The following is an 8,240-nucleotide window of genomic DNA, read 5'->3' on the forward strand; positions in this document are numbered from 1 at the left end:
ATATGGCGTTTGGTTTGAGGTGCTCGGGGATGCTGATGGCCTCATCGGGGGCAAGCCCCCTCCCACATTTTGATTTGCGAACACATTCAAATATGGGAGCTGGCTTGCCTGCGATGAGGTCGGTACAGGCGCTGAAGATCAACGCTCGTGCAACGCCTCGGCCCGCGCCTTGATGATCGGCTTGAGCAGGTAGCTGAGGATGCTTTTCTTGCCGGTGATGATGTCCACCGAGGCAACCATGCCGGGGATGATCAGCAACGGCTTCTCATCGGTGCCCAAGTGGCTGCGGTCGGTACGCAGGGTGATCATGTAGTAAGTGGTTTTCTTGTCTTCATCGGTGATGGTGTCGGCACCGATGCGTTCGAGCTTGGCCTTCAGCCCGCCGTAGACGGTGTAGTCATAGGCGGTGAACTTGACCACCGCTTCTTGCCCCGGGTGCAGGAAAGCGATGTCTTGCGGACGGATTTTGGCTTCCACCAGCAGGGTGTCGTTCAGCGGTACGATTTCGACCATGTCGCTGCCCGGCTGGATCACGCCGCCGACCGTGTTGACCAATAGTTGCTTGACGATCCCGCGCACCGGCGAGGTGACCAGGGTACGGCTGACCCGGTCGTCCAACGCGCGGCCCGTGGACTCGGCCTTGTTCAGTTCAGTGCGAGCCTCGTTGAGCTGGGTCAGGGCTTCACTGCGGAACTTGCCACGGGTTTCGTCGATCTTGCGCTGCACTTCCTTGATCGCCGATTCGGCGCGGGGGATTGCCAGGGTGGTGGCATCCAGTTGGCCGCGGGTTTCCATTTCGGCGCGCTTGAGGCGCAGCACTTCCACCGGCGATACCGCGCCTTGCGCCACCAGTGGCTCGGACATGTTGATTTCCTGGCGTTGCAGGGACAACTGGCTGCGGTACTGGCCTTGCTTGGAGGTGAATTCACGCAGTTCCTGCTGGCGCTGTACCAGTTGCTCTTGCAGGCCGCCGACTTCGTCTTTCAGTTGCTGGCGTCGGCTCTCATACAATGAGCGCTCGTTGGCAGCCTGGCTCGGCGCGGCCTTGAGTACGTCGTCGGGGATGTTCAGTGGGCGATCATCCACCTGCGCACTCAGGCGCTCGACGCGCAGTTGCATGGCCAGGCGCAAGGCTTCGGTTTCTCCGGCGTTGGAAACGAACCGGGTGTCGTCGAGGCGAATCAACGGGGCACCGGCCTCTACGATCTGGCCTTCCTTGACGTACAGCTCGGCAACGATACCGCCTTCCAGGTTCTGGATTTTCTGCAATTTGGACGACGGAATCGCCTTGCCGTCGCCACGGGTCACTTCGTCGATCTGGGAGAAACCCGCCCAAACCACCAGGAACACGAAAAAACCGATGATCGCCCAGATGGTCAGGCGAATGACGCGCGGGGCATCTTCGATCAGCGCTTTGTTGACCTCGGGCAGCGGCTGGCCCTGCAGCGAGTCGGTGCCTTTGAAATAGCGGCCGACCGCACTCTTGATGGACTTAAGCAACACTGATCTGCCCCTTCTTCAACGCTTCCATGACCACGGCTTTCGGGCCGTCCGCGAGAATCTGCCCACGGTCGACCACCAGCAGGCGGTCCACCAGCGAGAGCAGTGAGGCTCGGTGCGTGACCAGCACCACGGTCTTGTTTTGCACCACGGCTTGCAGGCGTTGTTTCAAGCGTTCTTCACCGGTGTTGTCCATGGCGCTGGTGGGTTCGTCCAGCAGCAGGATGGGCGGGTTGAGCAACAGCGCGCGGGCCAGGGCGACGTTCTGACGCTGGCCGCCGGAGAGGTTCTGACCACGCTCGCCCACTTGCAGCTCGTAGCCCTGAGGGTGCAGACGGGCGAATTCGTGTACACCGGCCAGCTCGGCGGCTTGCAGCACCATTTCGTCTTCGACGTAGCGCGCACCGCTGACCAGGTTGTCGCGCAGGGTGCCAGCAAGCAACTGAATGTCCTGGGCGACGTAGCCGATGTTATGGCGCAACTCGCTGACGTCGATCTGGCGCACGTCCACGCCGTCCACCAGCAGGGCGCCGGAGTCAGGCTGATACAGGCCGACAATCAGTTTGGCCAGGGAGCTTTTGCCCGAGCCGCTACGACCGATGATGCCGATTTTTTCCCCTGGCTTGATCACCAGGTTGATGTTCTTCAGCGCCAGGTTCTGCTGGTTGGGGTAGGTGAAGTTCAGGCCCCGGCATTCGATGGCGCCTTGCAGGGTGCGGCGGCTCATGGGGCGCTCTTCGAAATTGCGCTCTTGAGGCAGCTCCATCATCTGGTCCACCGAGGTCATGGTGACCTTGGCCTGCTGATAGCGCGTGAGCAGGCCCGACAGCGAAGCCAGCGGGCTCAAGGCGCGGCCACTGAGCATGTAGCAGGCAATCAGGCCGCCCATACTCAGGTTGCCGTCGATGATCTGGTACACGCCGAATACGATCATGATCACGCCGGCCAATTGCTGGATCAGCAGGGTCATGTTCATCGACAGGCCCGACAGCAACTTCACCCGCAGTTCAAGCCGGCTCAGGGTGCCGATGGTCTGCTCCCAGCCATACTGGCGCTCGCTCTCGGCATTGTTGACCTTGACCGCATCGAGCCCGGCGAGGGTTTCGATCAGGCTCGACTGGCGTTCAGCGGCCAGGGCCATGGTGCGTTCCATGGTGGCTACCAAGGGCTTTTGCAGGGCATAGCCGATGCCCAGGGCAAGCGGAAACGCCAGCACCGGGATCCACACCAGGTGCCCGCCGAGGATGGCGATCACCATAAAGATCAGCAGCGTGAACGGCAGGTCGATCAGGCTGGTGAGGGTCAGCGACGCGAGAAAATCGCGCAGGCTTTGAAACTCATGGATGTTCTGGGCGAAGCTGCCGACCCGCGCCGGGCGGTACTTCATGGACATGCCGACGATGCGTTCGAACAGCGTGGCCGAGATGATCAGGTCGGTTTTTTTACCGGCCAGGTCCAGGCACAGGCTGCGCAGGCTTTTGAGGATCAGGTCGAACAGGTATGCACCACAGATGCCCACGGCCAACACCCACAGGGTGGCGGTGGCCTGGTTCGGTACGACGCGGTCGTACACGTTCATCACGAACAGCGGCGCGGCCATGGCGATGATGTTGATCAGGAAGCTGGCGGCGATGGCGTCGGTGTAGAGCCAGCGCGAACGCATGAGGGTGTCACGGAACCACGAACGCGCCCGTGGAATCAGGCTGCCGTGGTTGACGTCGAATTTGTGTTGCGGCTGGGCGAAGAAGACCTTGCCGATGTAGTCGTCGGCCAATGCCTCGCGCTTGATCAGCACTTCACCGCCGTCGCTTTCGCTGAGCAGCACCCGCGCCTCATCATCGCCCTGCCAACCCACCAGCACGGTACTGCGCCCGTCCTTGAGCAACAGCAGGGCCGGCAATGCAATCGTGGGGATCTGCTCCAGCTTGCGTTGCAGCAGCCGGCCTTGCAGCCCGGCCCGCGCAGCAGCACGCGGCAGCAGTTCGGCACTCAAGCGTTGCGAGGGCAGCGGCAGGCCGGTGGTGAGCATGGCCGCGCTGGCAGGCTTCTGGTGCAGTGCGCAGAGTGCCAGCAACCCGTCGAGCAACGGGTCGTCGTGCAAAGCGCGTGGATCATGACTGAGATGAACTCGACCGATTTCAGATTCCACGCGGTGCACTCTCGACTAACAGATGGGGCTATTGGGGTGGCTCAATTCATCCCAGGCAGTTGGACTTTAGGTTTCACGTCGTTCTGCACGACGGAGGCCATCGGTGCGACCACTCCCTGGCTCTTGAGCAATTCGCCCATGGTCGCCTTGATTCGGTACTGAGTAAATAACTGAATGTTCTTGATTTCTTCCAGGCGGCGGGAAGCGGTGAACAATTCATTCTCGCTGTCGAGCAAATCCAACAGGGTACGTTGGCCAAGGCTGAACTGCTGCTGGTAGGACGTGCGTACGCGGGTGCTGTGATCCACATACTGCTGGGCGACCGGCAATTGCGCGTTGGCGTTACTCAAGGCGTTCCAGGCCAAGCCTAGCTCTTCGTTGAGTTGGCGCAAGGCGTTGTTGCGAATATCCAGAGCCTGGTTGGCCTGGTAGGACTTCGATTGCAGGTCAGCCTTGTTGCTGCCACCGGCAAACAGGTTGAAGCGCATGCGCACCATGGCTTCCCAGCCGTTGCTGTGGTTGGGATCACCGGAGACGTTGTTGTCGGCGTTGGTGCCAAGCTCGGCGTCAAAGCGCGGGTAGAAGGTGGACTTGGCGGCTTCGTACTGCTTCTCGGCGGCGGAGATATCCGACTCGGCCGAGCGCAGGACCGGGCTGTTATCGAGCATCTGGCGACGGGCTTCATTCAGGTCGGCCGGCAGCATGGCCATGAACGGGGCCGGGCGCTCGAGTTGGTCCGGCATCTGGCCTACGGCGCTGAGGTAGTTGACCTGCGCGTCGGCCAGGTTGGTTTGCTCGGTGATCAAGTTGTTGCGGGCCTGGGCCAGACGCGCTTCGGCCTGGTCCTGGTCGGCACCGTTGCCGACGCCGCGCTCCGTGCGCAACTTGATCTGATCGTAGATGCGCTCGTGGTTGCGCAGGTTGTCTTCGGCCAGGCGCACAAACTCACGACGGGTCAGCACTTCCAGGTAAACCTGAGCAACGGTCAGCGCTGTGCGCTCGGAAGTACCCAGCAAGGAGTAGGCACGGGAATTAACGTTGGCTTGTTGACGCCCGACTTCGCTGGAGGTAGCGAAACCGTCAAAAATCATTTGCTGCAGACGCAGGCTGGATTCACCGCGGTTGAGCGTGTCCCAGTGGTTGCCGCTGGGGTTGTTGGCGCGGGTGGTGGCGTTGTCAGTCCCTTGACGACCGTAACCGGCGTTCAGGTCGACACGCGGCAGGTAACCACCTTGGGCGGCGCGCAATTGGTAATCGGCGGCGATACGGCTGTTTACACCCGCCTGGATTTCCGGGTGTACATCCAATGCCTGCTGCATGGCTTGGGGCAGTGTCTGGGCTTGTACGAAACTGGCGGCGAGAACGAACGGTATTGCCTTGAACAGGTGCAGACGCATTAAAAAATTCCCCAAGACTTCTTGTCTCAAATCACAGCGATGAGTACCGCTGCGTCGGATAATGGCTACCGTAATGACCGTACGTCGGAAAGTTCAAAAAGCGGAACTGCTTCACACATGTAGGACGGTTCGCCGCATAAATATCAATGTGACATTACAGAGGCGATTGTTTAGGATGGCGACCATAAGGTCAATACTTTGGCACAAACTAGATCGCTAAAAAATCTAGCCAAATATTTGACGTCAATACATATATAGACTACGCCCTCCCAATTGGCAGCGCTAATAGCGCGCTGCGAAATGGAATTTGTCGAAACGGATCGCCGGAGAAAATTTTAATGAGCAGTGTTGTTGCCATCGTCAAAAGCATTGTTGGTCAAGTTTTCGTTATTTCTCCGGAAGGAACACGTCGCGTCCTTGTAGAAGGTGACCGCCTGTTTGCAGGCGACCAGATCGACACAGGCATGTCGGGCGCAGTCAGCCTGGAACTGGCCGACGGCCGCATCCTGGACCTGGGCCGGGACACCCAGTGGAGCGCCGATATGCCGGACTCCACTGCCGATCTGGCCGCGGCCAGCGAACAAGCCGCGCCATCGGTTGCCGAGCTGCAACAAGCCATCGCCGCCGGCGCCGACCCGACCACCGAACTGGAAGCCACCGCCGCAGGCGCAAACGCTACCGGTAATGGTGCCGCCGGGGGTGGCCACAGCTTTGTGGTGCTGGACGCGACCGCCGGCCGTGTCGACCCGACCATCGGCTTCCCCACCGCGCCTATCGGCCAAGGCACTTCGGCACTCAACGCCCTGAGCGGAGCGCCAGGCTCGGCGGACTCGGGCAACCAGGTGCTGCAGCCTTCGACCCTGACCCTGAGCGCGACGCCAACCATCACCGAAGCGGGCGGCGTGCTGACCTACACCGCCACCGTGACGCGGCCCTCCACCAGCGACCTGACCGTCACCTTGACCAATGGCGCGGTGATTACCATCCCGTCGGGCCAGTTGACCGGCACCGTCAATGTGCCTCTGGCCCCTAACGACAGCCCGTACATCGACCCGGGCCAGATCAGCGTCGGCGTTACCGGTACCACCGGCGGCGGCAACCTGGTATTGACCATCGACCCTAACCCGGCCGTAACGCAGATCACCGACACAATCGACACCACCACCGTCACGCTGACGGCGAGCAATACCGTGACCGAAGGCGGCCAGATCACCTACACCGCCACCCTGACCAACCCGGCGCAGACCCCGGTGAACGTTACCTTGAGCAATGGCTCGGTGATCACCATCAAGGCCGGCGAGTCGACAGGCACCGTTGTGGTCGATACTCCGGCTAACGACGTCTATAACAACGGTTCGACCGTCAGCACCACCATTACCGGTGCAACCGGCGGCAACTTCGAAAACCTGGTACCGAGCACTACGCCTGCGGTCACCACCATTACTGATTCGGTCGACACCACCACCGTTACCCTCACAGCCAACAACAACGTGACCGAAGGCGGCCAGATCACCTACACCGCCACCTTGACCAACCCGGCGCAGACCCCGGTGAATGTCACCTTGAGCAATGGCTCGGTGATCACCATCAAGGCTGGCGAGTCAACCGGCACCGTTGTGGTCGATACTCCGGCTAACGACGTCTACAACAACGGCTCTACCGTCAGCACCACCATTACCGGTGCAACCGGCGGCAACTTCGAAAACCTGGTACCGAGCACCACGCCTGCGGTCACCACCATTACCGATTCGGTCGACACCACCACCGTTACCCTCACAGCCAACAGCAACGTGACCGAAGGCGGCCAGATCACCTACACCGCCACCCTGACCAACCCGGCTCAGACCCCGGTGAATGTCACCTTGAGCAATGGCTCGGTGATCACCATCAAGGCTGGCGAGTCAACCGGCACCGTTGTGGTCGATACTGCGGCTAACGACGTCTATAACAACGGTTCGACCGTCAGCACCACCATTACCGGTGCAACCGGCGGCAACTTCGAAAACCTGGTACCGAGCACTACGCCTGCGGTCACCACCATTACTGATTCGATCGATGCCACCACCGTCACCCTGACCGCAAGCTCGACCGTGACCGAAGGTGGCCAGATCACCTACACCGCCACCTTGACCAACCCGGCGCAAACCCCGGTAAACGTTACCTTGAGCAATGGCTCGGTAATCACCATCAAGGCTGGCGAGTCTGTCGGCAGCGTGGTCGTGGACACCGCGCCCAATGATGTCTACGTCAACGGCAGCACGGTCAGCACCACCATTACCAGCGCGACTGGCGGCAACTTTGAAAGCCTGGTGCCGAGCACAACTGCGGCAGTCACCACGATCACCGATTCGATCGACACAACTACCGTTACGCTGACTGCGCCGACCGAGGCGAATGAGGGCGGGCAGATTACGTACACCGCTACGCTTTCCAACAAGGCGGGCACTGACGTTACGTTGAAGTTGGATAACGGCTCGTCGATCACCATCAAGGCTGGGGACACTGTCGGCACTGTGACCGTCCCGGCGCCGACTGATGACGTGTTCATCGACAAGAGCACGCAGACCGTTCAAATCACCGAGACCACGGGTGGCAACTTCGAGAAATTGGAAGTTGCGGGTAACGGCGCCACTACCACAATCAACGACACCATCGACAAGGTGGACGTAGTTCTGACCGCCACCACCACCGTCGGCGAAGGCGGCAACATCGTCTACACCGCCAGCCTTGTGGATAAGAACGGCGCGCCGGTGACTAACATCACTAATCCGTTGACTGTCACTCTGGATAACGGTCAGACCATCACCATTGGTGTGAATCAATCCAGCGGTACTGTTACTACCGTAGCGCCGGATGATGTCTACAAAGGCGATCAGACCGTTACCACCGCCATCAGCGGCGTTACGGGCGGCGAGCACTTTGAAAATCTGATTCCAGGTACCGATAAAGTCACCACGACTGTCACTGACACTCCGGGCACCGATAACACCACCACTGTGACGCTGACTGCACCGTCTGAAGCGAATGAAGGTGGTCAAATTACGTACACCGCTACGCTTTCGAATAAAGCGGGCACTGACGTCACCTTGAAGTTGGATAACGGCTCGTCGATCACTATCAAGGCCGGCGATACCGTCGGCACCGTGACCGTGCCTGCGCCGACCGATGATGTGTTTATCGATAAGAGCACTCAG

General features: G+C 60.2%; 4 protein-coding genes. 1 reads left to right on the plus strand and 3 read right to left on the minus strand.

Features of this window, described 5'->3' with window-relative positions:
- Positions 1-138 precede the first annotated feature (138 nt).
- From JH25_RS13515 to JH25_RS13505, 3 genes are read right to left on the minus strand one after another with little or no spacing between them, the layout of a single operon-like run.
- Complete coding sequence (locus JH25_RS13515; protein WP_032878516.1) at positions 139-1,503, minus strand: HlyD family type I secretion periplasmic adaptor subunit; 1,365 nt, start codon at positions 1,501-1,503, stop codon at positions 139-141.
- Positions 1,493-3,649 (minus strand): type I secretion system permease/ATPase, encoded by a 2,157-nt coding sequence (locus JH25_RS13510; RefSeq protein ID WP_005783538.1) that lies wholly within the window; start codon positions 3,647-3,649, stop codon positions 1,493-1,495. The genes JH25_RS13515 and JH25_RS13510 overlap by 11 nt, the downstream gene beginning before the upstream one ends.
- Positions 3,650-3,690: 41 nt before the next feature.
- Complete coding sequence (locus tag JH25_RS13505) at positions 3,691-5,046, minus strand: TolC family outer membrane protein (protein ID WP_032878517.1); 1,356 nt, start codon at positions 5,044-5,046, stop codon at positions 3,691-3,693.
- A gap of 338 nt (positions 5,047-5,384) precedes the next feature.
- Between JH25_RS13505 and JH25_RS28675 the strand changes: the two genes are divergently transcribed.
- Positions 5,385-8,240, plus strand: a 2,856-nt coding sequence (locus JH25_RS28675) for a retention module-containing protein (RefSeq protein ID WP_032878519.1), incomplete at its 3' end; no start/stop codon positions are given.

The sequence above is a fragment of the Pseudomonas sp. BRG-100 genome (genome assembly GCF_000737955.1).
GTDB classification, from domain to species: Bacteria; Pseudomonadota; Gammaproteobacteria; order Pseudomonadales; family Pseudomonadaceae; genus Aquipseudomonas; species Aquipseudomonas synxantha_A.